The following is a 23,210-nucleotide window of genomic DNA, read 5'->3' on the forward strand; positions in this document are numbered from 1 at the left end:
TCGCCAACCTACAGGTACACACCATGGCACAAGCACTCAAGCGGCTGGTGACGGGGATCGAAGGGCTCGATGCCCTGCTCAAGGGCGGGCTGGTCGCGGGCGCGTCCTACATCATTCAAGGCCCGCCTGGCGCGGGCAAAACCATCCTCGCCAATCAGTTGGCCTGTGGCCACGTACAGGGTGGCGGCAGGGTGTTGGTGGCGACGTTGCTCAGTGAATCGCACGAGCGGCTGTTCCAATACCTTGGGACGCTGGCGTTTTTTGATCCGACCCTGGTGGGCGACCAGATCCAGTTTGTCAGTGCCTTCGATACCCTGGAGCAGGAAGGGCTCGATGCCGTGGTCAAGCTGCTGCGCCAGGAAATCAACCGGCAGCAGGCCAGCCTGCTGATCGTCGATGGGGTGCTCAATGCCCGCGTGCGCGCCGAAACGACCCTGGACACCAAGAAATTCGTGTCGGAACTGCAAGGCCACGCGGCCTTTGCCGGCTGCACCCTGCTGTTGTTGACCAGCGCCCGGCTGGACGAGGGCAGCCCGGAGCACACCATGGTCGATGGCGTGATCGAGCTGGGTGAGCAACTGGTGGGCAGCCGTGCCGTGCGCCATATTCAACTGCGCAAGACGCGTGGTAGCGCAGCCCTGTCGGGGCGCCATGAATGCTTGATCGATGAAGTGGGCATGCATGTTTTTCCACGTCTGGAATCGCTGTTCAGCCACCCCAGCCACTTGGGCAGCGCCAGCCTGAGCCGTGTTTCTTCGGGTATTCCGAGCCTGGATGGGATGCTCGACGGCGGGCTGGCCACAGGCTCGGTCAGCCTCATCATGGGGCCCTCCGGTATCGGCAAGACGTCCCTGGGCCTGGCCTTCCTTAGCGCGTGCACGAAAGAAGCCCCTGGTGTGCATTTCGGCTTCTACGAAACGCCCGAACGCCTGCGCCTCAAGGCGGCATCGCTGGGCTACGATTTTGCCGCTCTGGAACGCGAAGGTGCGCTGCAGATGTGCTGGCAGCCCACCACGGAGGGTTTGCTGGACCAGGTTGGTGCGCGCTTGCTTGAGCATATCGAGGCACAAGGCAGCAAGCGTGTGGTGATCGACAGCTTGGGCGCCTTCAGCCGTCTGGCAATCGACCCGACTCGGCTCAACGCGTTTTTCCGCGCCTTGACCGGCGAGTTGCGGGCGCGAGACGTCAGTGTGCTGCTGACCTGGGAGATGCGTGACATGTTCGGGTCGGAAATCATGGCCCCGGCACCGGACCTGTCGAGCATCGTCGACAACTTGATGCTGATGCGTTTCGTCGAACTGGATTCCCAGCTGCGGCGCATGCTGTCGATTCTCAAGGTGCGTGACAGCCACCATGACCCCGCGCTGCACGAGCTGTTGCTCGGCCCGCAGGGCATTACCTTGCGCAAGGCCTTCGAGGGCGCCAGCGGCGTGCTCTCGGGGACGCCAGTGCAGCAAGGGGGCGGGTGACGGGGCGGCTGATGAACACCATTCTGATCGTCGATGACGAATACCTGATCGCCGACATCCTCGGCTTTGCCCTGGAGGATGAAGGTTATCTGGTGGAAAAGGCGAGCAATGGCCTGAAGGCGCTGGAAGCACTGAAGGAAAAACGCGTCGAGCTGGTGATCACCGACTACATGATGCCATTGCTCAATGGTGAAGAGCTGGCACGCAGGATGCGCGATGAGCTGCAGCTAAGCGACTTGCCGGTCATTCTCATGAGCGGCGCGCAGGCCAGCCAAGGATGCCCGGAGCTGTTCGCCGCGGTGTTCGACAAGCCCTTCGATATGGACAGGATGATCGCCAAGGTGCGCGAACTGCTGGGCACCTGAGGCGCAGGTCGATCAAGCGCGTCCGTGCGGCTTGAGGCAGTGTGTTCAGTGCGAGTCGTCGTGTTTTTCCGGGGCTGGGTTGCCAGCCTGGATACGCTTGAAGATCTCTTCGCGGTGCACCTGAACATCTTTCGGTGCATCGATGCCAATCCTCACCTGCATCCCTTTGACGCCCAGAATGGTGACTTTGATGTCATCGTTGATGACGATGCTTTCGCCAACCTTACGGGTGAGTATCAGCATGTAGTTCTCCTTGGTAATGTTGAAATCCGTCGGGCTAATTGCCGCGGCGGTGGGAGCCAGTCCCTCTTCCTTCTCATTAAAGACGCTTTCGGCGGATAGGAATTCCCCGACAGACAAATTCTGTTGCGTATCTTCAGGTGCAGGCGCCGGTAACTGCCGCAAGCGGTGTCCCGGCGAAGGTGCTCGGTGGCAAGAATAGGGGGGTTCAGCCCGGATGGGAAATTTCTCTGCATCATGGCCTAAATAGACAGTGTCAATGATCGTCCTGTTCCTCCAGCGCCTGTAGAAATAACAACAGCGCCACTTCTTCTGGATCCAGGCCTTTGCGATTACGTTTGCGGGGCAAGCTGGCCAGGCGGCCGAGGGCAAAGTGTTCCAGCACGGCTGGGTGGATGTAGCAGCGCCGGCATACCGCTGGGGTATTGCCCAGGCGCGTGGCGACCTGCTTGACGATGGCAGCGACCTGGCGTTTCGCTTCGGTTTCCGGCTCCCAGGCCAGCGGCCTGAGCAGGTTCAGCGCAAGGCTGCTGCCAGCCCAGGTGCGGTAGTCTTTGGCGGTAAAGTCAGCGCCAGTAAGCGCCTGCAAGAACTGGTTGATATCGCTGGAACCGATGCTGTGGCGTTGCCCCTCTTCGTCGAGGTACTGGAACAGCGCTTGGCCCGGCAGCTCCATGCAGCGCTTGAGTAGGTTGGCCAGGCGCCTGTCGTGCAAGGTGACATCGTGCTCGACGCCGCGCTTGCCACGGAACTGGAAGCGGATGGTGCCGCCTTGCACCTTGACGTGACGGTTGCGCAGCGTGGTCAACCCGTATGACTGGTTGTCACGCAGGTAACGCTGGTTGCCGATGCGGATCAGGGTGTGGTCCAGCAGGCTGACGACCAGTGCCATCACCTTTTCCCGGTCCAGGCCCGGTCTGGCCAGGTGGGTCTCCAGTTGCGAGCGCAATTTCGGCAGTGCCTGGGCAAATGCCAACATGCGCCCGTATTTGTGCTGGTCGCGCAGTTCGCGCCATTGCTCATGGTAGCGGTACTGCTTGCGGCCACGGGCGTCGCGGCCGGTGGCTTGCAGATGGCCTTGCGGGTCAGCGCAGATCCACACATCGCTATAGGCCGGAGGGATCACCAGTGCGGCAATGCGTGCGAGGGTGTCGGCGTCGCGAACCCGCTGCCCCTCGATGTCCAGGTAGATGAAGCGGTCGCGCCAGCGCCGTCGGCTCAGGCCCGGTTGGCTGTCGTCAACGTAATGCAGGGTGCGGGGCAGGGGGCAGTCGAGCATTGGCGGCAGGCCTCGATCAGGTCTCTGATCAATGGACAACGGCCGCGTCAGGGTTGCTCAGCCCAATAAAGCCACCGATTTGATCTGGGCGACCAGGGCCTGGCCTGGGTGTAGGCCAAGCTGGTCTGCCGAGAAGCGGGTGATGCGCGCCAGCAAGGCATTGCCCCCGGCATCCAGGCTCACCAGCACATGGGCCGGATTGTCTGCCGGGCGGGTTTCGCGCACCTGCACCGGTAGCCGGTTGAGAATGCTGGAGGCGCTGTCTGCCGTCAGGGCCAGGCTCACGTCGCGCGCCTGCACCTTTACCCGCAGGGTGCTGCCCATGACGTGAGCGGGGTGGGCGATGCGCAGTATCGGCGCGCCGCTGCCGGGCAGGCGCAGGTCGAGCAGGTCGTAGTTGGGGTCATGCCCGACTACCAAGCCTTCGAACACCACCCCGGCATCTTCGCCCTGGGCCAGCGACAGGTCCAGGCGTGCAAGCGTTTCGCCAATCGGGCCGCTGGCCACGGCCTGGCCTTGCTCCAGCAGCACCAGGTGGTCGGCAAGGCGCGCTACTTCGTCCTGGGCATGGCTGACATACACCAGCGGAATATCCAGCTCGTCATGCAGGCGCTCCAGGTACGGCAGGATTTCGCGCTTGCGCGGCCCATCGAGGGCAGCCAACGGCTCGTCCATCAACAACAGCCGTGGGCTGCTCAGCAGCGCGCGGGCGATACCGACGCGCTGCGCCTCACCGCCGGACAACGTGGCGGGCCGACGTGCGAGCAGGTGGCCGATGCCCAGCAACTGGCACGCCTGTTCGAGGCTGACCTTGCGCTCGGTTGGTGCGACCCGGCGCCAGCCAAATTCCAGGTTGCCGCGCACCGACAAGTGCGGGAACAGGCTGGCTTCTTGGAATACATAGCCCACCGGGCGCAGGTGAGGCGCTTGAAAATAGCCGCGGCTGCTGTCTTCCCAGACCTCGCCATTGACTTCGATGTAGGCGCTGGCGGCGCGCTCCAGCCCTGCCAGGCAGCGCAGGCAGGAGGTTTTACCAGACCCGGAGTGGCCGAACAACGCGCTGATCCCGCGCCCTGGCAGTTGCAGGTCGACATCCAGGGTAAAGTCGTCGCGTGCCAGTTTCAGCCGCGCCACAATCGATGCAGTCATTTCAGCTCCAGCCAGCTTTGCCGCGGCGCCCAGCGTACAGCAGGAGCAGCACCAAGAACGAGAACACCAGCATGGCACCGGCCAGCCAGTGGGCTTGCGCATACTCCATGGCCTCGACGTGATCGAAGATCTGCACCGAGACCACGCGGGTTTTGTCGGGGATATTGCCACCGATCATCAGCACCACGCCGAACTCGCCGACGGTATGGGCAAAGCCCAAAATGCTGGCGGTGATGAACCCGGGGCGGGCCAGCGGCAGCACCACATGGACGAAGGTGTCCCATGGGCTGGCGCGCAGGGTGGCAGCGACTTCCAGCGGCCGTTGGCCGATCGCGCCAAAGGCGTTTTGCAAGGGCTGCACCACAAAGGGCATGGAGTAAATCACCGAGCCGATCACCAACCCGCTGAAGCTGAATACCACGCTGCCCAGGCCCAATGCCTGGGTGGCCTGGCCAAGCCAGCCATGGGGGCCGAGGGCGATCAGCAGGTAGAAGCCGATGACCGTCGGTGGCAGCACCAGCGGCAGGGCCACCACCGCGCCCACCGGCCCGCGCAGCCAAGAGCGCGTGCGCGCCAGCCACCAGGCGATGGGCGTGCCGACGATCAGCAGGATCAAGGTGGTCAGGCTGGCCAGTTTGATGGTCAGCCAGATGGCACCCAGGTCACTGGCGTCCAGTGGCATCAGAGCTCATAACCGTAGGATTTGATTACCGCGGCGGCTTTCGGGCCTTTCAGGTACTCGACCAGCGCCTTGGCAGCGGCACTGTCCTTGCCTTTGTTGAGGATCACAGCGTCCTGGCGGATCGGGTCGTGCAGGTTGGATGGCACGATCCAGGCCGAGCCGCTGGTGACTTTGCCGTCCTTGTAGATCTGCGACAGCGCGACGAAGCCCAGCTCGGCATTGCCGGTGGACACGAACTGGAAGGCCTGGGTGATGTTCTGCCCTTCGACGATCTTGCCCTTGGTGGCCTCGGTCAGTTTCAGCTTGTCGAGCACCTGGGTCGCCGCCAGGCCGTAGGGGGCGGCTTTAGGGTTGGCGATGGACAGGTGCTTGTACGTGTTCTGCTTCAGCACGTCCCCCTTGGCATCCACGTAACCTTCTTTCGCCGACCACAGGGCCAGGGTGCCGATGGCGTAGGTGAAACGCGAGCCTGGGACGATTTCCTTTTCCTGCTCGAGCTTGGCCGGGGTGCTGTCGTCGGCGGCGAGGAACACTTCGAACGGCGCGCCATTCTTGATCTGGGCGTAGAACTGCCCGGTAGCACCATAGGCGGCGACCAGCGTGTGGCCGGTGTCCTTTTCAAAGTCTTTGGCTATGGCCTGGATGGGGGCTGTGAAGTTCGCTGCGACCGCGACCTGGACTTCGTCGGCCCAGGCAGTGTTAAGGCAGATCAGGCTGGCCAGTGCAGTGGCGGCCAGGTGGAATGGGCGGATACGCATGAAGACAGCTCCTTGGGTTATCGTTATAGCGTGAACTATATAGCGATAGGCCATTGGCCGGGAAGGGGGCTGGACGACGACGACGGTAATGGCCTGCAAGTGCTGTTCAACGCGATAGCGTTTGCAGTGCCTTGCTGGCAATTTCCTGGGTCAGTTCAGCTGCCGGCATGTGCCTGCCTAAGCGCAGCGCCTGGCCCGACCACAGGTTGCTGAAGTCGCTGTTGCCTTGCGGGTCGGTGATTGCACGCAGTGGCATCAGCGCGCCACCTGCCAGCGGGAAGCGCGGTGCCAGGTCGCTCATCGGCCCCAGCTCACGCATGATGCGGTTGTTGATGCCCCGCGCTGGGCGGCCGGTGAACAGGTTGGTCAGGGCCGTGTCGCTGGCGGGCGCGGTGTCCAGCGCGCGGCGGTGGGCCGCAGACACCTTGGCCTCGGGGCAGAACAGGTAGGCCGTGCCGATCTGCACGGCCGATGCGCCCAACGCAAGGGCCGCGACCAGGCCACGGTGGTCGGCGATGCCCCCGGCTGCAATCACCGGCACCGTGACCGCGTCGACGATCTGTGGCACCAGGGCGAAGGTGCCAATCTGGCTGGTGATGTCTTCGCTGAGGAACATGCCGCGATGGCCGCCCGCTTCATAGCCCATGGCAATGATCGCGTCACAGCCGTTGCGCTCCAGCCACAGTGCTTCTGCCACCGTGGTAGCACTGGACAGCACCTTGGCGCCACTGGCCTTGACCCGTTGCAGCAGGTGGGGCTCGGGCAGGCCGAAGTGAAAGCTCACCACTTCAGGGCGCAACTGTTCGACCAGCTGGCAGCTTTGCTCATCGAACGGCGCACGGTTGGAGACCGGCGTAGGGGCGTCGAAATCGGCACCCACCTCGCTGTAGTAAGGCTTGAGTACCTGCTTCCAGCGCGCCTCGCGGATCGCGTCGGGCGGTGGTGGTTGGTGGCAGAAGAAGTTCAGGTTCAGCGGCCGCCCAGGGCAGCCGGCGCGGAACGCTTCGATCTCATCACGTACCTGGTCACTGCTCAACATGGCGCAGGGCAGTGCGCCAAGGCCGCCCGCAGCGCCCACGGCAATGGCCATGGCCGAGCCCGTCGCACCTGCCATCGGCGCCTGCAGAATAGGCACTTCAATGCCCAGCAGATCGAGAATACGGCGGTCGGGCCAAGGGCTCATGCGGGTCTCCTTGCGGGCGGCGTGATCGGTGCGGCAGTACCTGCGGGGCGTTTACAGGGCCTTGCTGACCTGGATGTCGCTGATCTTTTCGGCGTCTTCGCCGTGGATCTTGCGCAGCGCTTGCAGCGCCTGCTCCTGGGAAGCATCGCTCATGAGTGCGAAATCCCAACGGCGCTCGCCGTCGATTTTGTATTTGATGACGTACTTGATGGTCTGGGTCATGGCGGTCTTATCTGAGTTTCGACGACGAGCGACGGATGATCTTGATCTTGTGGGTCAAGGTCGGCTTGCGCGTTACCGAGATCGGGCGCGTGGTCACGGTATCGAGGGTGATGTTCCAGAAACCGGTACTTGGAACGGTGATCTTGGCCGGGAACTTGTCGAAGGCACCACCATGGTAGGTGTGTCGACCGCCATTTTTGAAGCTGCGGAAGTTGGCGTCGTTCATCAGGCGGATGTTGCAGCGCTGGGAGCACTCGATGACGACGATATCGTCCTCGTTGAGGTGCTCGCGCTGGTGTACGAATTTCATGTGATGCTCCGCAAGGTTTGGATCTGCAAAGGCGAAAGATACCACGATGTCACGCTAAGCTGCCGCGCTCGATGGCCAGGCGTAGATAATTCTGCCAAAGCAGGGAGCAAACAGGCCTGGCTGTGGTCGAACTGGATTCTTGATGGCAGAGGTGCTGCAAATGAAGTGGATGGTGGCGGCGTTGTTCCTGGGGCTTGGGGGCTGTGTCAGCGTTTCGGAGCTTGAGCAGTCGCACGAAACGCTGGATGTGATGTCTGGCAAGACACCGCGTGAATACGCCGATTGCGTCAAGCAGAAGCTGGCCGATACCCGTGATCCGTTGGTCGAGGAGCAACGCGGTGATGGCTTGCGCCTGATCGTCCCGCAAAAGCTCACGGCCGGGGCTGGGCCGGCGGCACTGGTCGATATCGACTCGCGTGGCAGCGGCAGCAGCATCAAATTGCATGAACGGTTGAACAACTTCCCGTTGCGCCTGGGTGATGTGCGCACCGCAGCGACGCAGTGCATTTCTGGCCATTGATCTGGCGCAACGGATGCGCGGTTAAAAGGCCAATAGCTGTCACCTGGTAGGTGTTGGCGTTGTTGCGACTTGCCCTACGGGTCTAGTATCCATTTGCTTATGTTTTTTAAGCCTAAGCTTATAACAAAAGAAATGGAGATTCGTGATGACCCCGTTGAGTCGAGTCGTGATCGGCAGCCTGCTGATCCTGGCCTGGCCCACGGCGCATGCCGCCGATGGCCAGAAGATCTTCACCCAGGGCGGGGCGAACCCCGCCGCCATGGCCTGTATAGGTTGCCATGGCCCAGACGGCAAGGGCATTGCCGCTGCCGGGTTCCCTCGCTTGGCCGGCCTGCCGGCCGGTTACCTCAGCAAGCAATTGCAGGATTGGCGCAATGGCACCCGCAAGCAGCCGGTCATGGAACCGCTTGCCAAGGCCCTGAGCGACGACGAAATCAAAGCCGTCAGTGCCTACCTGGCCAGCCTCCCGGCTGAGCCAGCAGCCGATCTGCGCCGCCAGCAGATAGCCGATGACCCCACCACGCGCCTGGCACTGTATGGCGACTGGGGGCGGCAGATTCCGGGGTGTGTGCAATGCCACGGCCCAGGCGGCAGCGGCGTGGGTGAGCATTTCCCACCGCTGGCAGGCCAGCCTGCGGCTTACCTGGTAGCCCAACTGAATGCCTGGCGCGACGGCAGCCGCAGCAATGACCCCAACCAACTGATGGTCGGCGTGGCCAAGGCCATGACCGATGACGAGGTCAAGGCGATTGCCGCGTTCTTCGCCCGTCCCGCCCACCCGGAGGTCACGCCATGAAGCCGATGATTCCAGCCGTGCTGCTGCTGGCAATGGGCAGTGCCCAGGCAGCCCCGATCGCCATGGAAGACCAGTCGCAGTTGAAAGTGCCGGGCGTGCAGGCCGCGCCCCAGTTCGTGCCGCCAGCCGAGAGCGAGTTGCCGGACAATGCCTTTGGCAAGATGGTCCGCCAGGGCCATGCGCTGTTTGTCGATACCCGGCGGCTGATGCCCGAAGCCGTGGGCAACGGCATGAACTGCAGCAACTGCCACCTTGATCAGGGGCGCCTGGCCCACTCCGCGCCGATGTGGGGTGCGTATCCGATGTACCCGGCGTATCGCAAGAAAAACGACAAGGTCAACACCTATGCCGAGCGCATTCAGGGGTGTTTCCAGTTCAGCATGAATGGCAAGCCACCGGCAGCTGACAGCCCGCAGATGACGGCGTTGTCGGTGTATGCCTACTGGTTGTCGACCAAGGCGCCGACAGGCGTGGAGATCGCCGGGCGCGGCTACCCGGATGTCCCTCAGCCCAAGGGTGGCTACGACTTCAAGCGTGGCCAGCAGGTCTACCGTGACCAATGTGCGATTTGCCACGGCGACAATGGGGAAGGGCAGCAGGTGGCCGGCGAGTATGTGATGCCGCCGCTGTGGGGCAAGAATTCCTACAACTGGGGGGCCGGGATGCACCGTATCAATACGGCGGCGTCCTTCATCAAATACAACATGCCGCTGGGCAAGCCTGGCAGCCTGAGCGATGAACAGGCCTGGGATGTGGCGGCATGGATCAACCGCCATGAGCGCCCGCAGGACCCGCGGTTGGTGGAGGGCTCTATCGAGAAGACGCGGCTGAAGTTTCATGCCAATGACGGGGTGAACCTGTATGGGCAGAAGGTCGAGGGGGTGCTGATCGGGCAGGGAACCGGTAGCTGACGGGGTTGCTGTGCTGGCCTCTTCGCGGGCTTTCCCACGAGGAGGCCAGCACAGGCAACAACCGTTTTTGTCATCTACCCGTCACCGCCCTGCAACCACTGCCGGGTTGCAATGGCCGCCATCATCCTCAAGGAGCGCGGCCATGGAACTCTGTGTGATCGGGGCGGGGTATGTTGGTTTGGTGACGGCGGCCTGTTTTGCCGAAATGGGCAATCGCGTGGTCTGCCTGGAACGCGACCCGCAGCGCCTGATGCAACTGCGCCAAGGCCACTGCCCGATCCACGAGCCAGGCCTGCAGGCGCTGTTGCACAGCGCCATGCAGGCGGGCCGGCTGGCCTTCAGCGATGACTGGCAGCTAGCCCTGGCCGCCGCCGAGGTGGTGTTCATCGCAGTGGGCACACCGAGCCAGGAAGACGGCTCCGCCGACCTGCAGCATGTGCTGGCCGTGGCCGACAGCCTGGGGCGGCACCTGACCCACCCGTGCCTGGTGGTAAACAAGTCGACTGTTCCCGTAGGCACCGCGGAACGCGTAGCCCGGCACATTGCGCTTGGCCTGCGCGAGCGTGGCGCAGGCTTCGTTGTCGAGGTGGCGAGCAACCCCGAGTTTCTCAAGGAGGGTAGCGCCCTCGAAGACTTCATGCGCCCGGACCGCATCCTCATCGGCACCGACAGCGCAGCCGCCAGCCAGTGCCTGCAGCGGCTGTATGCGCCGTTTGTGCGTAACCGTGAACGCATCCTGTTGATGGCGCCGCGCGCCGCCGAATTCAGCAAATACGCCGCCAATGCCTTTCTGGCCACCAAGATCTCCTTCATCAACGAGCTGGCCGGGCTTTGCGCGCAGCTGGACGTGGATATCGAGCAGGTGCGACGAGGCATTGGCAGCGACCGGCGCATCGGCAGCCATTTCATCTATGCCGGGTGTGGCTATGGCGGCTCATGCTTCCCCAAGGATGTCCGGGCGCTGATCCGCACCGCCGAGCAGCTTGGCTACCCGGCGGGTATCCTGCAGGCGGTGCAAGCCCGTAACGAAGCGCAGAAGACCTTGCTGTTCAAGGCGCTGCACCAGCATTTTGGCGGCTTCATGCGTGGGCGTAGCGTGGCGCTGTGGGGGTTGGCCTTCAAACCCGGTACCGACGACCTGCGCGAGGCGCCCAGCCTGGTACTGATCGACGCCTTGCTGGCGGCCGGTGCGCGGGTACAGGCCTGCGACCCGGTGGCGCTGGGCGGCATGGCAGGGCGCTACCCGCACGCCTTGGCCACTGGCCAACTGCGCCTGAGCGAAGACCCTTACGCCTGCGTCGAAGGCGCGGACGCCCTGGTACTGGTGACCGAATGGAAGCAATTCAGGCAGCCGGATTTCCTACGGGTGCGGGGGCTTATGCGCATGCCAGTGGTATTCGATGGTCGCAATATTTACGATGCTCAGGAACTATCTACACTGGGTTATCTCTATCATGGCATCGGTCGGCCTCAGGTGGGGCATTGTAAGGTGACTGCCGCCTGATTAGACTGCGCCGAATTCCACAGGCCTAGCCTTCGTTAAGGACGTATATGATCAAAAAATGCTTGTTCCCGGCCGCCGGCTACGGCACCCGCTTCCTGCCCGCTACCAAAGCCATGCCCAAGGAAATGCTGCCGGTGGTCAACAAGCCGCTGATCCAGTATGGCGTTGAGGAAGCGCTGGATGCCGGGCTGAACGAGATCTCCATCGTGACTGGCCGTGGCAAGCGTGCCTTGGAAGACCACTTCGACATCAGCTACGAGCTGGAAAACCAGATCAAGGGCACCGACAAGGAAAAATACCTGGTCGGCATCCGTCGTCTGCTCAACGAGTGCTCTTTCTCCTACACCCGTCAGACCGAAATGAAGGGCCTGGGCCACGCGATCCTCACCGGCCGCCCGCTGATCGGCGACGAACCGTTCGCCGTCGTCCTGGCCGATGACCTGTGCGTCAACCCGGAAGGTGACGGTGTTCTGACCCAGATGGTCAAACTGTACAAGCAGTACCGCTGCTCGATCGTTGCCATTCAGGAAGTCGACCCGCAGGAAACCAACAAGTACGGTGTGATCGCCGGCGAGATGATCCGCGACGACATCTTCCGCGTTACCGACATGGTCGAAAAACCGGCCCCTGAAGACGCGCCATCGAACCTGGCGATCATTGGTCGCTACATCCTGACCCCGGATATCTTCGATATCATCGCCAACACCAAGCCGGGCAAAGGCGGTGAAATCCAGATCACCGACGCCCTGCTGCAGCAGGCCAAAGATGGCTGCGTGATCGCCTACAAGTTCAAGGGCAAGCGTTTCGACTGCGGTGGCGCCGAAGGCTACATCGACGCGACCAACTTCTGCTTCGAGAACTACTACAAGACGGGCAAGGCTTACTGATAAGCCTGGCAGGTCTGAGAGCCACCCTTCGGGGTGGCTTTTTTGTTTGCGGCGGCCAACGGCGGTATGCTGGGCGCCAGCCTAGGAGACTGAATAAATGGCCTACGATTTTGATCTGTTCGTGATTGGTGCCGGGTCCGGCGGTGTGCGCGCCGCGCGCTTTGCCGCGGGCTTTGGCGCGAAAGTGGCAGTGGCCGAGAGCCGCTACCTGGGCGGTACCTGCGTCAACGTCGGCTGCGTGCCGAAAAAGCTGCTGGTGTATGGCGCGCACGTCGCTGACGAGCTGGAACAAGCCGCAGGCTTCGGCTGGACCCTGGAAGAAGGGCATTTCGACTGGGGCACCTTGATTGCCAACAAGAACCGGGAAATCGAGCGCCTCAACGGCATCTACCGTAACCTGCTGGTCAACAGCGGGGTGACCTTGTTGCAAGGCCATGCACGGCTCACCGGCGCCAACGAAGTGGACGTCGATGGCCAGCGCTACACGGCCGAGCACATCCTCATCGCCACCGGTGGCTGGCCGCAGGTGCCAGACATCCCAGGCAAGGAACTGGCCATCACCTCCAACGAGGCGTTCTACCTCAAGGCATTGCCACGCCGTGTGCTGGTGGTGGGCGGTGGTTACATTGCCGTCGAGTTTGCCGGCATCTTCCAGGGCCTGGGTGCCGCCACCACCTTGCTGTACCGCGGCGACCTGTTCCTGCGTGGCTTCGACGGCTCGGTGCGCACGCACCTGAAAGAAGAGCTGGAAAAACGCGGCCTCGATCTGCAGTTCAACGCGGACATCCAGCGTATCGACAAGCTGGATGACGGCAGCCTCAAGGCCACCCTCAAGGACGGCCGCGAGCTGGTTGCCGACTGCGTGTTCTACGCCACCGGTCGCCGGCCGATGCTGGACAACCTGGGCCTGGAAAACACCGGCGTCGAGCTGGATGCCCGCGGCTACATTCGCGTTGACGACCAGTACCAGACCACTGCGCCATCGATCCTCGCCATCGGCGATGTGATCGGCCGGGTGCAGCTTACCCCCGTGGCCCTGGCCGAGGGCATGGCCGTTGCACGGCGGTTGTTCAAGCCCGAGCAGTACCGCCCGGTGGACTACCAGAACATCCCCACCGCAGTGTTCAGCCAGCCGCCGATCGGTACCGTCGGCCTGACCGAAGAGCAGGCGCTGGAAGCCGGGCATAAGGTGCAGATCTTCGAGAGCCGTTTCCGGGCCATGAAGCTGACCCTTACCGACATCCAGGAAAAGACCCTGATGAAGCTGGTGGTCGATGCCGAGACCGACAAGGTCCTGGGTTGCCACATGGTTGGGCCGGATGCCGGTGAGATCGTCCAGGGCCTGGGGATTGCGCTGAAGGCCGGGGCGACCAAGCAGCAGTTCGACGAGACCATCGGTGTGCACCCGACGGCGGCCGAAGAGTTCGTGACCATGCGTACCGTTACCCGCTGATAATCGCGTGTGACGACACCACCCTGTGGGAGCGGGTTTACCCGCGAAGAATACAACGCGGTGTATGGCACCGGCTTTGCCGGTGTTCGCGGGTAAACCCGCTCCCACAGGGTTCTGCTGCACAAGCAGCAGCTGCGTTGTTCAGCGCAATCTCTTCTATTAATAAACCTTGGTTATAGCCAAAACCAATCACCAGCATCAGCTTTGCCAATGAGCCTTCAATGGGATGAACGGTTAGGATTCTCTCCATCAACTGATTCCAACCCCATGAAGGAGCGTCTCTCATGCCTATCATCAACAGCCAAGTCAAACCGTTCAACGCCACTGCCTACCACAAAGGCGAGTTCGTCCAGGTCAGCGAAGCCGACCTGAAAGGCAAGTGGTCTGTCGTGTTCTTCTACCCGGCTGACTTCACCTTCGTCTGCCCAACCGAACTGGGTGACCTCGCTGATAACTACGCCGAGTTCCAGAAGCTGGGCGTCGAGATCTACGGCGTGTCCACCGACACCCACTTCACCCACAAAGCCTGGCACGACACTTCGGACACCATCGGCAAGATCGAATACCCGCTGATCGGTGACCCGACCCACATCATCTCGCGCAACTTCGACGTACTGATCGAAGAAGCCGGCCTGGCCGATCGCGGTACCTTCGTGATCAACCCAGAAGGCCAGATCAAGATCGTCGAACTCAACGACGGTGGTGTAGGCCGTGACGCCAGCGAGCTGCTGCGCAAGGTCAAGGCTGCCCAGTACGTTGCCGCCCACCCAGGCGAAGTCTGCCCGGCCAAGTGGAAAGAAGGCGAAGCCACCCTGGCACCGTCGCTGGACCTGGTTGGCAAGATCTAAGGTCGTGCGCCAGTCGCGGGCGGTAAGCAGCCGCCAAAGCTGAAGTACCTACCGCCCCGCCAAACGCCCGGGCGCTACTGCCTGGGCGTTTTTGTATCTGAAGATTGAAAAAGGAATCGCCCGTATGTTGGACGCCACGCTTAAATCGCAACTGAAAACCTACCTGGAGCGGGTCACCCAGCCGATCGAGATCGTTGCCTCCCTCGACGACGGCGCGAAGTCCCGCGAACTGCACGACCTGCTGGTGGAAATCGCCGGCCTGTCGAACCTGATTACCCTGCGCGCGGACGGAAGCGACGCCCGTCGTCCTTCGTTCTCGCTCAACCGCCCGGGGGCTGACATCAGCCTGCGTTTCGCCGGCATCCCCATGGGCCACGAATTCACCTCCCTGGTGCTTGCGCTGCTGCAAGTCGGCGGCCACCCGTCCAAGGCCAGCGCCGACGTGATCGAGCAGATCCAAGGGCTGCAAGGCGAATTCACCTTCGAAACCTACTTCTCGCTGTCGTGCCAGAACTGCCCGGACGTGGTCCAGGCGCTGAACCTGATGGCGGTGCTCAACCCCAACGTGCGCCATGTGGCCATTGATGGCGCGCTGTTCCAGGACGAAGTCGAAGCGCGCAAGATCATGGCGGTGCCGAGCGTTTACCTGAACGGCGAAGTGTTTGGCCAGGGCCGCATGGGCCTGGAAGAGATTCTGGGCAAGATCGACACCAGCGCCGGCACCCGCCAGGCCGAGAAGATCAACGCCAAGGACGCATTCGACGTATTGGTGGTCGGTGGTGGCCCTGCTGGCGCCGCGGCGGCGATCTATGCCGCGCGTAAAGGCATCCGCACCGGTGTTGCCGCCGAGCGCTTTGGTGGGCAGGTGCTCGACACCCTGGCCATCGAAAACTTCATTTCAGTGCAGGAAACCGAAGGGCCGAAGCTGGCCACCGCGCTGGAAGAACACGTCAAGCAGTACGACGTCGACATCATGAACCTGCAGCGCGGTGAGGCGTTGATCCCTGCCACCGACGGCGGTCTGCACGAAGTACGCCTGGCCGGTGGTGCCTCGCTCAAGGCCAAGACCGTGATCCTGGCCACCGGTGCCCGCTGGCGCGAAATGAACGTGCCGGGTGAACAGGAATACCGCGGTCGCGGCGTGGCCTACTGCCCGCACTGTGACGGCCCGCTGTTCAAGGGCAAGCGTGTGGCGGTGATCGGCGGCGGCAACTCTGGTGTGGAAGCGGCCATCGACCTGGCCGGCATTGTCGCCCAGGTGACGCTGATCGAGTTCGACAGCCAACTGCGTGCTGACGCCGTGTTGCAACGCAAGCTGCACAGCTTGCCGAACGTGAAGGTGATCACCAGTGCGCTGACCACCGAAGTGCTGGGCAATGGTGAGAAAGTGTCCGGTTTGCGCTACAAGGATCGCACCACCGATGAGCTGCATGACCTGGCGCTGGAGGGCATCTTCGTACAGATCGGTCTGCTGCCGAACACTGACTGGCTGAAAGGTACGGTCGAGCTGTCGCCGCGTGGCGAGATCATTGTCGATGCCAAGGGCGCGACCAACATCCCAGGCGTGTTTGCCGCCGGTGACGTGACCACAGTGCCGTACAAGCAGATCGTCATCGCAGTAGGCGAGGGCGCCAAGGCTTCGCTGGCAGCCTTCGATCACCTGATCCGCACCTCGGCGCCGGCGTAAGCCAAGCGCAAGCCTGAGGGTGTCTATGATTACCCCAGACACTCTCAGGAATCTCACCCATGACCCTGATCAGCCGCGAACCCTGGTGGCTAGTGCCACCCAAGCCCGGGCAAAAGGAGCAGGACCTGCACTGGGGCTATCTGGAAATCTACGCCGACGGCCGCACTGTGTTCGTCGACCAGCGCCCCAGCGATAAAGAACTGGCCGAGCGCAAAAGCTGCCGCAACTTCCCCGACCCCGAGCACTGAAGGGCTTAGCCTTCGAGTTCGGCCAGGCGCGCCTCCAGCGCTGCAATCCGGGCTTCCAAGGCCTCCATGCGCTCCTCCGAAACACTGCCGCCACTGCTGCGGGCGCCCCCCTCCTGCTGGCGCGCAGCCAAAATCGCCTCGATTTCTGCCGGGTCACCCAGCGCATGGGTATAGCGGTCTTCGCGTTGGCCTGCCTGGCGCGGCAGGTGCAAAGCTAAATTCCGTGAAATCAGGCGCTCCAGCTGGTGCTGGATTTGTTCAGTGTCGTCGAAGTCGTGCAGGCGGTTGCTGCGGCTGAGCAGCTCGTTGAGGGTTTGCGGCCCGCGCAGGAACATCAGGCCCATCAGCACCAGCTGCGCCGGCACCAGCTCCAGGGCCTTGTCCACGCGTTGCTCCCAGCGGTCGGCGCGGCTGCCCATCTGCAAGCGTGTCATGCCCTGGCCTTCGAGTGCGCGCAAGGCCTGGCCGACCTGGCCTTGGGTGAGGTTCATCACCGGCTCGCGGCTGGTCTTCTGGTTACAGGCCAGGACCAGGGCATTGAGAGTCAGTGGGTAGCTTTCCGGGCTGGTGGCCTGTTTTTCGATCAGCGAGCCGAGAATGCGGATCTCGGTGCTGTTGAAACGGCCTTCACCTGCGGGTTCGTGTTCTGACATGGCCCAGTCTCATTGCGAGGAAAAGGCCACTAGCGTAGGTAAAGCCGCTGCATTAGGCAATTGGCAGCGCTTGTTGAACGGCCTTGCCGGGGCTCCGGGCTGGTCGAAAGGGCCGCAAAGCGGCCCCAACACGCTTAAGCCCCGCGTCGCTCTTCAGCCTGGCACGCCGCCGCCGTGAACAGCACGTCGGTCGAAGAATTCAGCGCAGTCTCGGCCGAGTCCTGCAGCACGCCAATGATGAAGCCCACGGCAACCACCTGCATGGCGATCTCGCTGGGGATGCCAAACAGGCTGCAAGCCAGCGGAATCAACAGCAGCGAACCACCAGCCACGCCCGAAGCGCCGCACGCGCAGACCGCTGCCACCACACTCAGCAACACCGCAGTCGGCAAGTCGACCGGGATACCCAGGGTATGCACGGCCGCCAGGGTCAGCACGGTGATGGTGATCGCGGCGCCGGCCATGTTGATGGTCGCGCCCAGTGGGATCGACACCGAATAGGTGTCTTCATGCAGGCCAAGGCGCTCCGAAAGTGCCAGGTTGACCGGAATGTTGGCGGCCGAGCTGCGGGTGAAGAACGCCGTGATACCGCTTTCGCGCAGGCACAACAACGTCAGTGGGTACGGGTTGCGGCGAATCTTCCAGAACACGATCAGCGGGTTCATCACCAGGGCCACGAACAGCATGCAGCCAATCAGCACGGCCAGCAGGTGCAAGTAGCCGAGCAGAGCGTTCAAGCCTGACTGGGCCAGGGTCGCGCTGACCAGGCCGAAGATGCCCAGCGGTGCGAAGCGGATGACCACGCGCACGATCAGGGTCACGCCGTTGGACAGGTCCTCGACCACAGTGCGGGTGGTTTCGCCGGCATGGCGCAGCGCCACGCCCAGGCCGATCGCCCAGGTCAGCACGCCGATGAAGTTAGCGTTGAGCAAGGCATTGACCGGGTTGTCGACGGCGCTCAGCAGCAGGTTCTGCAGCACTTCCGTGATGCCGCCCGGCGCACTCAAGGCGGCGTCGCCGGCGCTCAGTGCCAGGTGCGAAGGGAACAGCATACTGGCGACCACGGCCACCACGGCTGCGGCAAAGGTACCCAGCAGGTACAGCCACAGGATCGGGCGGATGTGGGTTTCCTGGCCGTGGCGGTGGTTGGCGATCGAGGCCATGACCAGGATGAACACCAGGATCGGCGCCACGGCCTTGAGGGCGCTGACGAACACCTTGCCGAGGAAGGCCAGGTTGCGGGCGACGTCGGGCGCCAGCAGTGCCAGGGCGATGCCCGCGAGCAGGCCGATGACGATCTGCGTCACCAGGCTGGTGCGGTTGAGGAGGCGGAAGACAGGGGTCATGTGCAGCGCAGTCTCGGTTTTTGAAAGGGCGGGACTTTACCACAGACCGCTGTAGGGCTTGCCGGCAATGAAGTGGGAAAAATTACCAGTGGAACAGCTCCCGCCGCGCCCCCTCGGTAATGGCCACGATGCCCGGGTGCTTGACCTTGCGCTCCACTGAGATGGCATAGAACGACTCATGCACCGCCTCGGTCTGCCCGATCAACTGCACGCCATACTGGCGGCACACCTCCTCGGCGATGACGCTGGGCGCGACGAAAATGCCGCTACCCGATTGCCCGAATGCCTGCATCAAGGCGCTGTCGTCGAACTCGCCAACGATGCGCGGCTGCACCTGTTGCTCGCCCAGCCAACGCAGCAAGCGGCTGCGCACCACGGTTTCCTGGCCTGGAATCAACAGCGGCGCATCTTGCAGGCAGGCCGGGAAGGGGCCGGCATGGCGTTGTGCCAAGGCCTGGGTGGCGAAGAAACTCAGGCCGCACTCGCCCAGCTTCTGGCTGTAGCCCTTGATGTCTAGGTGGCTGGGCATCGGGCTGTCGGAGATGACCAAATCCAGGCGCTGGATCGCCAGGTCTGCCAGCAGCCGCTCGAGCTTGTCTTCGCGGCAGTTGATGCGCAGCACTTCGTCCAGCTCCATGGTCGGCGCCAGCAGGCGGTAGACGATGGATTTGGGGACCACGTCGGCCACGCCCACACGGAACAGGATCTGTTCCTGTGGGCCGGCACGCAGCAGGGCTTCGAGCTCGCCGCCGATCTGGAACATCTGCTCGGCATACACCAGCGTCTGGCGGCCGGTCTCGGTCAACTCCAGTTGCCGCCCGACCCGTTGAAACAGCTCCAGGCCATAGGTCTGCTCGAACAGGCTGATCTGCCCGCTGATGGTCTGGGGCGTCAGGTTCAATTGCTCACTGGCCCGCGCAATGCTGCCGGTCTTGGCCACGGCCCAGAAGTAGTGCAACTGGCGGTAGTTGAGCATCGGGTTTTTCTCGATTCGTAAAAATCGAAGTATAACCGCTGAAAATACGAATTTTCCTGATGTATTGGCCTCTTTAGAATGCGACCCCATCAGGCGCTGCGTGCGCCGCCGGAATATCGACAAGCGAGGAACCCATGTTGCAGCTTAAATCCATTGGCACGCCTTTGGTGTTGGCCCTGGCCCTGTTCACCCTGGCCGGCTGCGATCAGGCCGAGAAATCCGCCCAGCAGATGCTCGACCAGGCCGCCCAGTCCGCCAAGCAGGCCATCGACAAGACCAACGAAGCGGCGCAGCAGGCCCTGAGCGATGCCATCGGCAGCGAAGGCCAGCCGCCAAAAGACGTTGAAAAGCAAGAAAAGACCCAGGACATCTGACCCCAAGACCCGATGCAGGATTGATTAAATGGAATATTTGCTGGAACTCGCCGCAAGCCCGACCGCCTGGGTCGCCCTCGCCACGCTGGTGGCCATGGAGATCGTGCTGGGTATCGACAACCTGATCTTCATCTCCATCCTCACCAACAAACTGCCCCTGGAGTACCGCTCCAAGGCGCGGCGCATTGGTATCAGCATGGCCTTGGTCATGCGCCTGGCGCTGCTCAGCACTGTGGCCTGGATCGTCCAGCTGACCGAGCCTGTGGTCGATGTGTTCGGCCATAGCTTCTCGTGGAAGGACATGATCCTGATCGCCGGTGGCCTGTTCCTGCTGTGGAAGGCGACCAAGGAAATTCACGAAAACGTCGACCCGCACGGCGCCAAGGAAGAATCCAAGGCCGGTTCCACCATCACCTTGGGCTTCGCTGCGGCCATCGGCCAGATCCTGTTGCTGGATATCGTCTTCTCGATCGACAGCATCATCACCGCCGTGGGCATGACCGAACACCTGCCGATCATGATCATTGCCGTGATCGCTGCTGTGATCGTGATGTTGGTGGCGGCCGACCCGCTGGCCAAGTTCATCAATGACAACCCGACCGTGGTGATGCTGGCCCTGGGCTTCCTGATCATGATCGGCATGACCCTGATTGCCGAAGGCATGGGCGCTCACGTGCCGAAAGGGTATGTGTATGCGGCGATGGCGTTCTCGACCTTGATCGAGATCCTCAACATCATGGCCCGTCGGGCGCGGATGAAGCGCGAAGCGGCTGAGGGTTGATCTAGAAACAGCGGGGCCATGTGGGAGCGGGCTTGCCCCGCGAACACCGGCGAAGCCGGTGCCAACCACCGCGTGGCCCCATTCGCGGGTCACGCCCGCTCCCACAGGTATACATCAAATACGTGCGTTTAATGTGCCTCAACCTGCCGCCGCGCCCTGGGCACAGCCTGAGGTTCGGCCACACCCTGCGGTGGCAGGTGATGATGGGAATGACGCCGTACGATACGCAGTACACCCCACAGCATGGCGGCTGCGACGCTCAGCCACATACCTACCAGCATGAGGATTGCCAGGGTCAGGCTCATGTGTGCCTCCTTCTCTCGGGCCAGCGCGCTGTCAGCCAGGGCTCGCCTTACAGACACTTCATTAGTCTAGCCTGCCCCTTGTGACGTTCCATTGACCTTAGGTCTATTGCTGAGGCCGATTCGCTACAAGCCGGTGTCGGACTATACCCGCGCACCTGTGGGCCCTATGATCGGTGCCCAGAGCCGGGCGCTGCCTGCCTGGCATCGGAACAAGCGAGTGCCCATGGAGCAAGTTTCCTTCAAATCGCTGGCTTCAGCCCCACGCCGGTTGCTGCTGGCTGGCCTGGTGGCAGTCAGCCTGGCCGGTTGCGCCAGCGCACCGCCCGCTAGCCTCAAAGGCCTGCCGCAGCGGGTCGAAATCAGCAGCGTGCCGTTCTACCGGGGTAACGCCAACCACAGCGGGGCCATGGCGCTGGCGGCGCTGCTTTCGCAACAGGGCGCGCCGATCACCCCCGGGCTGCTGGATAAACCTTTGAACCTGCCCCAAGGCGCCGAGACCCTGGATACCAGTATCCCCCGTGTCGCACGGGACTATGGCATGGTGGTGTATGCGCTGGACAAACAACTGGACGCCTTGCTCACACAAGTGGCGGCGGGCAACCCGGTGTTGCTGCGTTACGAGGAGGGTTCGGCCTGGTGGAGCGAGCCACGCTACGCCGTGCTGATCGGTTATGACCGCTACAAGCAACGGGTGCTGCTGCGCTCAGGCATGCACCGTCGGCAACTGATGGCCTTTGATGACTTTGCCTCGGCCTGGGCCAAGCAGGGGAGTTGGGCGGTGCTGCTGCAACCGCCGCGGCAACTGCCCGCCCAGGTTGACCGGCAACGCTGGTTGCAGGCTGCCGATGAGCTAGCCCGCGCAGGGCAGGAAGTCGCCGCCAAACAGGCGGTGAACAGCCTGGGGCGGTAAGCCGCGCACCGGCCGCTTCGCGGGCTTACCCGCAAAGCGGCCGGTGCGATGTTACAGAGGGATCAGAAGCCCAGGCGGTCGCGCAGGCTGTAGTACCAGGCACCAATGGCGCTGAACGGTACACGCAGCATCTGGCCACCCGGGAACGGGTAGTGCGGCAGGCCGGCGAACGCGTCGAAACGTTCGGCCTGACCACGCAGCGCCTCGGCCAGCACCTTGCCTGCCAGGTGCGTGTAGGTCACACCGTGGCCCGAGCAGCCCTGGGAGTAATAGATGTTATCGCCAATGCGGCCGACCTGAGGCAGGCGCGACAGGGTCAGCAGGAAGTTGCCGGTCCAGGCGTAGTCGATCTTCACGTTCTGCAGCTGCGGGAAGGCCTTGAGCATCTTCGGACGGATGATCGCCTCGATGTTTGCTGGGTCGCGTGCGCCGTAGACCACGCCACCACCGAAGATCAGGCGCTTGTCGCTGGTCAGGCGGTAGTAGTCGAGCAGGTAGTTGCAGTCTTCGACACAGTAGTCCTGCGGCAGCAGGGTACGTGCCAGGTCTGCGTCCAAGGGCTCGGTGGTGATCACCTGAGTACCGCATGGCATGGACTTGGAGGCCAGTTCTGGCACCAGCTTGCCCAGGTAGGCGTTACCGGCGACGATGATGAACTTGGCGCGCACTTTACCCTGTGGGGTATGAACGACCGGGTTGGCGCCACGCTCGATGCGAACGGCCGGGGTCTGCTCATAAATGATGCCGCCCAGCGATTCGACCGCGGCAGCTTCGCCCAGGGCCAGGTTCAGCGGGTGGATGTGGCCACCGCTCATGTCCAGCATGCCGCCGATGTAGCTGTCGCAGGCGACGACTTCACGGATGCGCTTCTGGTCCATCAGCTCCAGCTGATTGTGGCCAAAACGTTCCCACAGGCGCTTTTGCGACTCCAGGTGGCCCATCTGCTTGGAGGTGAGGGCAGCGAATACGCCACCGTCTTTAAGGTCGCACTGGATGTTGTACTTGGCGACGCGCTCACGAATGATGCGGCCACCTTCGAACGCCATCTGGCCCAGCAGTTGTGCCTGCTTGGGGCCGACGGTGCGTTCGATCACGTCGATGTCACGGCTATAGCTGTTGACGATCTGGCCACCGTTGCGGCCGGATGCGCCGAAGCCGACCTTGGCCGCTTCGACGATGCTGACCTTGAAACCGTTTTCCAGCAGGAACAGGGCGCTGGACAGGCCGGTGTAGCCGGCGCCGATGATGCACACATCGGTTTCCACCTCACCCTGCAGCGCCGGACGTGGCGGCACCGGGTTAGCCGAGGCGGCGTAGTAGGACTGGGGGTAGGGGGTGTTGGCCATGCTCGAGG

27 protein-coding genes are annotated in these 23,210 nt (G+C 62.7%); 14 read left to right on the forward strand and 13 right to left on the reverse strand.

The features are described from left to right. The first annotated feature begins 23 nt into the window (after positions 1 to 23). Both AC5PZ0_RS02665 and AC5PZ0_RS02670 read left to right on the forward strand, forming a co-directional pair. Complete coding sequence (locus tag AC5PZ0_RS02665; protein WP_342456460.1) at positions 24 to 1,469, forward strand: ATPase domain-containing protein; 1,446 nt, start codon at positions 24 to 26, stop codon at positions 1,467 to 1,469. A gap of 11 nt (positions 1,470 to 1,480) precedes the next feature. Further along, a complete protein-coding gene (locus AC5PZ0_RS02670; RefSeq protein WP_027592682.1) occupies positions 1,481 to 1,834 on the forward strand; it encodes a response regulator in 354 nt (117 codons plus the stop codon). Between the two features lie 45 nt (positions 1,835 to 1,879). On the opposite strand, the gene csrA is transcribed toward AC5PZ0_RS02670, so the two are convergent. The 8 genes from csrA to AC5PZ0_RS02710 all read right to left on the reverse strand — a co-directional run bounded on the left by csrA (position 1,880) and on the right by AC5PZ0_RS02710 (position 7,657). Then, entirely contained in the window at positions 1,880 to 2,077 is a 198-nt protein-coding gene (gene csrA, locus AC5PZ0_RS02675) for a carbon storage regulator CsrA (protein WP_023381281.1), read from the reverse strand. A gap of 253 nt (positions 2,078 to 2,330) precedes the next feature. After that, the gene (locus tag AC5PZ0_RS02680) at positions 2,331 to 3,353 is read right to left on the reverse strand and encodes a DNA topoisomerase IB (RefSeq protein WP_493854257.1); all 1,023 of its coding nucleotides are present in this window, start codon (positions 3,351 to 3,353) and stop codon (positions 2,331 to 2,333) included. Positions 3,354 to 3,410: 57 nt separating this feature from the next. Next, positions 3,411 to 4,502, reverse strand: a complete 1,092-nt coding sequence (modC, locus tag AC5PZ0_RS02685) for a molybdenum ABC transporter ATP-binding protein (RefSeq protein ID WP_493854258.1) — start codon at positions 4,500 to 4,502, stop codon at positions 3,411 to 3,413. Between the two features lies 1 nt (position 4,503). Continuing rightward, on the reverse strand, positions 4,504 to 5,184 hold the full coding sequence (gene modB / locus AC5PZ0_RS02690; protein ID WP_027592679.1) for a molybdate ABC transporter permease subunit: 681 nt from the start codon (positions 5,182 to 5,184) through the stop codon (positions 4,504 to 4,506). Beyond that, positions 5,184 to 5,942 carry a molybdate ABC transporter substrate-binding protein gene (modA, locus tag AC5PZ0_RS02695; RefSeq protein ID WP_099428849.1) on the reverse strand — a complete coding sequence of 253 codons (759 nt, stop codon included), beginning with the start codon at positions 5,940 to 5,942 and terminating at the stop codon, positions 5,184 to 5,186. Before modA ends, modB begins: the two co-directional genes overlap by 1 nt. 106 nt (positions 5,943 to 6,048) lie before the next feature. Next, on the reverse strand, positions 6,049 to 7,125 hold the full coding sequence (locus AC5PZ0_RS02700) for an NAD(P)H-dependent flavin oxidoreductase (RefSeq protein ID WP_493854259.1): 1,077 nt from the start codon (positions 7,123 to 7,125) through the stop codon (positions 6,049 to 6,051). Positions 7,126 to 7,176: 51 nt separating this feature from the next. Beyond that, on the reverse strand, positions 7,177 to 7,347 hold the full coding sequence (locus tag AC5PZ0_RS02705) for a hypothetical protein (protein WP_265967880.1): 171 nt from the start codon (positions 7,345 to 7,347) through the stop codon (positions 7,177 to 7,179). 7 nt (positions 7,348 to 7,354) lie between these two features. After that, positions 7,355 to 7,657 (reverse strand): DUF1883 domain-containing protein, encoded by a 303-nt coding sequence (locus AC5PZ0_RS02710; RefSeq protein ID WP_027592676.1) that lies wholly within the window; start codon positions 7,655 to 7,657, stop codon positions 7,355 to 7,357. Positions 7,658 to 7,817: 160 nt separating this feature from the next. Here AC5PZ0_RS02710 and AC5PZ0_RS02715 point away from each other — a divergent pair, with 160 nt between their 5' ends. From AC5PZ0_RS02715 to AC5PZ0_RS02755, 9 genes are all read left to right on the forward strand, one after another. Further along, entirely contained in the window at positions 7,818 to 8,177 is a 360-nt protein-coding gene (locus tag AC5PZ0_RS02715; RefSeq protein WP_027592675.1) for a hypothetical protein, read from the forward strand. 145 nt (positions 8,178 to 8,322) lie between these two features. After that, positions 8,323 to 8,973 (forward strand): c-type cytochrome, encoded by a 651-nt coding sequence (locus tag AC5PZ0_RS02720; RefSeq protein ID WP_186681141.1) that lies wholly within the window; start codon positions 8,323 to 8,325, stop codon positions 8,971 to 8,973. Then, entirely contained in the window at positions 8,970 to 9,884 is a 915-nt protein-coding gene (locus AC5PZ0_RS02725; RefSeq protein ID WP_493854260.1) for a c-type cytochrome, read from the forward strand. The genes AC5PZ0_RS02720 and AC5PZ0_RS02725 overlap by 4 nt, the downstream gene beginning before the upstream one ends. Positions 9,885 to 10,026: 142 nt before the next feature. Further along, on the forward strand, positions 10,027 to 11,388 hold the full coding sequence (locus tag AC5PZ0_RS02730; protein WP_493854261.1) for a UDP-glucose dehydrogenase family protein: 1,362 nt from the start codon (positions 10,027 to 10,029) through the stop codon (positions 11,386 to 11,388). Positions 11,389 to 11,435: 47 nt separating this feature from the next. After that, positions 11,436 to 12,275, forward strand: coding sequence for a UTP--glucose-1-phosphate uridylyltransferase GalU (gene galU / locus AC5PZ0_RS02735; protein ID WP_027592671.1), 840 nt, complete (start codon positions 11,436 to 11,438; stop codon positions 12,273 to 12,275). Between the two features lie 97 nt (positions 12,276 to 12,372). Then, the gene (gorA, locus tag AC5PZ0_RS02740) at positions 12,373 to 13,728 is read left to right on the forward strand and encodes a glutathione-disulfide reductase (RefSeq protein WP_265967877.1); all 1,356 of its coding nucleotides are present in this window, start codon (positions 12,373 to 12,375) and stop codon (positions 13,726 to 13,728) included. Positions 13,729 to 14,012: 284 nt separating this feature from the next. Next, a complete protein-coding gene (gene ahpC / locus AC5PZ0_RS02745; RefSeq protein WP_027592669.1) occupies positions 14,013 to 14,576 on the forward strand; it encodes an alkyl hydroperoxide reductase subunit C in 564 nt (187 codons plus the stop codon). Between the two features lie 124 nt (positions 14,577 to 14,700). After that, positions 14,701 to 16,263 carry an alkyl hydroperoxide reductase subunit F gene (gene ahpF / locus AC5PZ0_RS02750; protein ID WP_027592668.1) on the forward strand — a complete coding sequence of 521 codons (1,563 nt, stop codon included), beginning with the start codon at positions 14,701 to 14,703 and terminating at the stop codon, positions 16,261 to 16,263. A 59-nt stretch (positions 16,264 to 16,322) separates the two neighbouring features. Continuing rightward, positions 16,323 to 16,511, forward strand: a complete 189-nt coding sequence (locus tag AC5PZ0_RS02755; RefSeq protein WP_027592667.1) for a hypothetical protein — start codon at positions 16,323 to 16,325, stop codon at positions 16,509 to 16,511. Between the two features lie 5 nt (positions 16,512 to 16,516). Here AC5PZ0_RS02755 and AC5PZ0_RS02760 read toward each other — a convergent pair whose 3' ends face one another. The 3 genes from AC5PZ0_RS02760 to nhaR form a co-directional block, all read right to left on the reverse strand. Next, on the reverse strand, positions 16,517 to 17,164 hold the full coding sequence (locus tag AC5PZ0_RS02760; RefSeq protein ID WP_493854262.1) for a YceH family protein: 648 nt from the start codon (positions 17,162 to 17,164) through the stop codon (positions 16,517 to 16,519). 134 nt (positions 17,165 to 17,298) lie between these two features. Next, complete coding sequence (gene sstT, locus AC5PZ0_RS02765) at positions 17,299 to 18,510, reverse strand: serine/threonine transporter SstT (protein ID WP_027592665.1); 1,212 nt, start codon at positions 18,508 to 18,510, stop codon at positions 17,299 to 17,301. Between the two features lie 82 nt (positions 18,511 to 18,592). Continuing rightward, entirely contained in the window at positions 18,593 to 19,486 is an 894-nt protein-coding gene (nhaR, locus tag AC5PZ0_RS02770; RefSeq protein WP_085273080.1) for a transcriptional activator NhaR, read from the reverse strand. A gap of 134 nt (positions 19,487 to 19,620) precedes the next feature. Here nhaR and AC5PZ0_RS02775 point away from each other — a divergent pair, with 134 nt between their 5' ends. Together AC5PZ0_RS02775 and AC5PZ0_RS02780 are read left to right on the forward strand one after the other, a co-directional pair. Further along, positions 19,621 to 19,860 (forward strand): hypothetical protein, encoded by a 240-nt coding sequence (locus tag AC5PZ0_RS02775; RefSeq protein WP_027592663.1) that lies wholly within the window; start codon positions 19,621 to 19,623, stop codon positions 19,858 to 19,860. 28 nt (positions 19,861 to 19,888) lie between these two features. After that, on the forward strand, positions 19,889 to 20,641 hold the full coding sequence (locus AC5PZ0_RS02780; protein WP_027592662.1) for a TerC family protein: 753 nt from the start codon (positions 19,889 to 19,891) through the stop codon (positions 20,639 to 20,641). Between the two features lie 128 nt (positions 20,642 to 20,769). Here the strand turns inward: AC5PZ0_RS02780 and AC5PZ0_RS02785 are convergent, their stop codons facing one another. Continuing rightward, on the reverse strand, positions 20,770 to 20,946 hold the full coding sequence (locus AC5PZ0_RS02785; protein ID WP_172960348.1) for a hypothetical protein: 177 nt from the start codon (positions 20,944 to 20,946) through the stop codon (positions 20,770 to 20,772). Positions 20,947 to 21,112: 166 nt separating this feature from the next. Between AC5PZ0_RS02785 and AC5PZ0_RS02790 the strand changes: the two genes are divergently transcribed. Continuing rightward, complete coding sequence (locus AC5PZ0_RS02790) at positions 21,113 to 21,856, forward strand: peptidase C39 family protein (RefSeq protein WP_099428859.1); 744 nt, start codon at positions 21,113 to 21,115, stop codon at positions 21,854 to 21,856. A gap of 62 nt (positions 21,857 to 21,918) precedes the next feature. Here AC5PZ0_RS02790 and AC5PZ0_RS02795 read toward each other — a convergent pair whose 3' ends face one another. Next, positions 21,919 to 23,202, reverse strand: a complete 1,284-nt coding sequence (locus tag AC5PZ0_RS02795; RefSeq protein WP_493854263.1) for an NAD(P)/FAD-dependent oxidoreductase — start codon at positions 23,200 to 23,202, stop codon at positions 21,919 to 21,921. Positions 23,203 to 23,210 lie beyond the last annotated feature (8 nt).

It is taken from the genome of Pseudomonas sp. 5.2 (genome assembly GCF_059025405.1).

Excerpts from the sequence above, each read along its gene's own strand:
- AC5PZ0_RS02665 (WP_342456460.1), top strand. The coding sequence starts at position 24 with ATGGCACAAGCACTCAAGCGGCTGGTGACGGGGATCGAAGGGCTCGAT.
- AC5PZ0_RS02670 (WP_027592682.1), top strand. The coding sequence starts at position 1,481 with ATGAACACCATTCTGATCGTCGATGACGAATACCTGATCGCCGACATC.
- csrA (WP_023381281.1), bottom strand. The coding sequence starts at position 2,077 with ATGCTGATACTCACCCGTAAGGTTGGCGAAAGCATCGTCATCAACGAT.
- AC5PZ0_RS02680 (WP_493854257.1), bottom strand. The coding sequence starts at position 3,353 with ATGCTCGACTGCCCCCTGCCCCGCACCCTGCATTACGTTGACGACAGC.
- modC (WP_493854258.1), bottom strand. The coding sequence starts at position 4,502 with ATGACTGCATCGATTGTGGCGCGGCTGAAACTGGCACGCGACGACTTT.
- modB (WP_027592679.1), bottom strand. The coding sequence starts at position 5,184 with ATGCCACTGGACGCCAGTGACCTGGGTGCCATCTGGCTGACCATCAAA.
- modA (WP_099428849.1), bottom strand. The coding sequence starts at position 5,942 with ATGCGTATCCGCCCATTCCACCTGGCCGCCACTGCACTGGCCAGCCTG.
- AC5PZ0_RS02700 (WP_493854259.1), bottom strand. The coding sequence starts at position 7,125 with ATGAGCCCTTGGCCCGACCGCCGTATTCTCGATCTGCTGGGCATTGAA.
- AC5PZ0_RS02705 (WP_265967880.1), bottom strand. The coding sequence starts at position 7,347 with ATGACCCAGACCATCAAGTACGTCATCAAATACAAAATCGACGGCGAG.
- AC5PZ0_RS02710 (WP_027592676.1), bottom strand. The coding sequence starts at position 7,657 with ATGAAATTCGTACACCAGCGCGAGCACCTCAACGAGGACGATATCGTC.
- AC5PZ0_RS02715 (WP_027592675.1), top strand. The coding sequence starts at position 7,818 with ATGAAGTGGATGGTGGCGGCGTTGTTCCTGGGGCTTGGGGGCTGTGTC.
- AC5PZ0_RS02720 (WP_186681141.1), top strand. The coding sequence starts at position 8,323 with ATGACCCCGTTGAGTCGAGTCGTGATCGGCAGCCTGCTGATCCTGGCC.
- AC5PZ0_RS02725 (WP_493854260.1), top strand. The coding sequence starts at position 8,970 with ATGAAGCCGATGATTCCAGCCGTGCTGCTGCTGGCAATGGGCAGTGCC.
- AC5PZ0_RS02730 (WP_493854261.1), top strand. The coding sequence starts at position 10,027 with ATGGAACTCTGTGTGATCGGGGCGGGGTATGTTGGTTTGGTGACGGCG.
- galU (WP_027592671.1), top strand. The coding sequence starts at position 11,436 with ATGATCAAAAAATGCTTGTTCCCGGCCGCCGGCTACGGCACCCGCTTC.
- gorA (WP_265967877.1), top strand. The coding sequence starts at position 12,373 with ATGGCCTACGATTTTGATCTGTTCGTGATTGGTGCCGGGTCCGGCGGT.
- ahpC (WP_027592669.1), top strand. The coding sequence starts at position 14,013 with ATGCCTATCATCAACAGCCAAGTCAAACCGTTCAACGCCACTGCCTAC.
- ahpF (WP_027592668.1), top strand. The coding sequence starts at position 14,701 with ATGTTGGACGCCACGCTTAAATCGCAACTGAAAACCTACCTGGAGCGG.
- AC5PZ0_RS02755 (WP_027592667.1), top strand. The coding sequence starts at position 16,323 with ATGACCCTGATCAGCCGCGAACCCTGGTGGCTAGTGCCACCCAAGCCC.
- AC5PZ0_RS02760 (WP_493854262.1), bottom strand. The coding sequence starts at position 17,164 with ATGTCAGAACACGAACCCGCAGGTGAAGGCCGTTTCAACAGCACCGAG.
- sstT (WP_027592665.1), bottom strand. The coding sequence starts at position 18,510 with ATGACCCCTGTCTTCCGCCTCCTCAACCGCACCAGCCTGGTGACGCAG.
- nhaR (WP_085273080.1), bottom strand. The coding sequence starts at position 19,486 with ATGCTCAACTACCGCCAGTTGCACTACTTCTGGGCCGTGGCCAAGACC.
- AC5PZ0_RS02775 (WP_027592663.1), top strand. The coding sequence starts at position 19,621 with ATGTTGCAGCTTAAATCCATTGGCACGCCTTTGGTGTTGGCCCTGGCC.
- AC5PZ0_RS02780 (WP_027592662.1), top strand. The coding sequence starts at position 19,889 with ATGGAATATTTGCTGGAACTCGCCGCAAGCCCGACCGCCTGGGTCGCC.
- AC5PZ0_RS02785 (WP_172960348.1), bottom strand. The coding sequence starts at position 20,946 with ATGAGCCTGACCCTGGCAATCCTCATGCTGGTAGGTATGTGGCTGAGC.
- AC5PZ0_RS02790 (WP_099428859.1), top strand. The coding sequence starts at position 21,113 with ATGATCGGTGCCCAGAGCCGGGCGCTGCCTGCCTGGCATCGGAACAAG.
- AC5PZ0_RS02795 (WP_493854263.1), bottom strand. The coding sequence starts at position 23,202 with ATGGCCAACACCCCCTACCCCCAGTCCTACTACGCCGCCTCGGCTAAC.